This is a genomic window from Thauera linaloolentis 47Lol = DSM 12138 (genome assembly GCF_000310205.1).
Taxonomy (GTDB): domain Bacteria; phylum Pseudomonadota; class Gammaproteobacteria; order Burkholderiales; family Rhodocyclaceae; genus Thauera; species Thauera linaloolentis.
Genome location: NZ_AMXE01000176.1, coordinates 1 through 1,504 on the forward strand (window position 1 = coordinate 1; position 1,504 = coordinate 1,504).

Sequence of the window (1,504 nt, forward strand, 5' to 3'; positions counted from 1 at the left end):
GCCGGCCAGCAGCGCGGCGGGGGTGCCGCTTTCGCGCTCCACTTGCGCGCGCAGGCCGGCCAGGCGCGCCGCGACGGCTTCGTCGCGGCGCTGGCGGCGGCTCAGGGCACGCACCGTATAGGTGCCGACGAGGACCAGCAGGAACACCAGCAGGGTGAAGAGATCGAGCATCGCGGCGGCCTTGGTCAGACGGGGTCCTGGTCGAACAGGTGGGCCTTGTCGGCGTAGAAGTGGGGGCGCAGGCCGCTGCCGACGTGCTCGCCCAGGACTTCGCCCGGGCCGCCGCCGGGGCGGGTGCGGAAGGCGAACAGTTCCTGCGTCTGGATGACTTCCTCTTCCATGCCGCAGATCTCGACGATGGAGACCAGGCGGCGCGCGCCGTCGCGCATGCGCTCGATCTGCACGACGAGGTCGACGGCGCTGGCGATCTGGCGGCGGATGGCGGCCAGCGGCAACTGCATGTTAGCCATCAGCACCATGTTCTCGAGGCGCAGCAGGGCGTCGCGCGGGGTGTTGGCATGCACCGTGCACAGCGAGCCGTCGTGGCCGGTATTCATCGCCTGCAGCATGTCGAAGCATTCGCCGCCGCGGACTTCGCCGAGGATGATGCGGTCCGGGCGCATGCGCAGCGTGTTGCGCATGAGTTCGCGCTGGTCCACACGGCCGGTGCCTTCGGCGCTCTCGGGGCGGGTTTCGAGGCGGATCACGTGTTCCTGCTGCAGCTGCAGTTCGGCGGCGTCCTCGATGGTGATGATGCGTTCGCGCGGGCTGATCTTTTGCGACAGGGCGTTGAGCAGCGTGGTCTTGCCGGCGCCGGTGCCGCCGGAGACGATGACGTTGAGCCGTGCTTCCATGGCGCGGCGCAGCAGCACCGCCATGTCCATGGACATGGCGCCGCGCTCGGCGAGCGATTCGAGCGACAGGTCGCGGCGCATGAACTTGCGGATCGAGATGGTGGTGCCGTCCAGCGCCAGCGGGTGGGTGATGACGTTGACCCGGCTGCCGTCGGGCAGGCGCGCGTCCACCATCGGATTGGCTTCGTCGATGCGCCGGCCCACGCGCGCGGCGATGCGCTGAGCGGTGTTGAAGACGTGTTCCTCGTCGATGAAGGTGATCGGCGTCAGTTCCAGGCGGCCGAAGCGTTCGACGAAGACCTGGCGGGCGCCGTTGACGAGGATGTCGTTGACGGTGTCGTCGGCCAGCAGCGGTTCGATGGGGCCGACGCCGACCATTTCGTCGAGCATCTGGCGGGCGATGCTCTCTTCTTCGTGGCTGGAGAGCTGCAGGCGCTGCTCGTCGCAGATGCGGCGGATGAGCGCGTCGACCTGGCCCTGCAGGCGGTCGCGCGGCATGGCGGCGGCCTTGAGCGGGTCGATCTGGGCGAACAGCTCGTCGCGGATGATGCGGCGGTGGCCGTTGTTCTCCTGCGCCGCGGTGGGCGGGGCCACATGTGCGCCGCGCGCCGGCTGGGGCGCGGGGGCATGGGGCGGCGGGGCGGCGGGGC

General features: G+C 70.1%; 1 protein-coding gene. It reads right to left on the bottom strand.

Annotated features, from left to right (window positions below):
- Positions 1-185: 185 nt before the first annotated feature.
- Positions 186-1,504: TadA family conjugal transfer-associated ATPase (locus C666_RS19020; RefSeq protein ID WP_004350426.1), on the bottom strand; the 1,319-nt coding region annotated here is incomplete at its 5' end.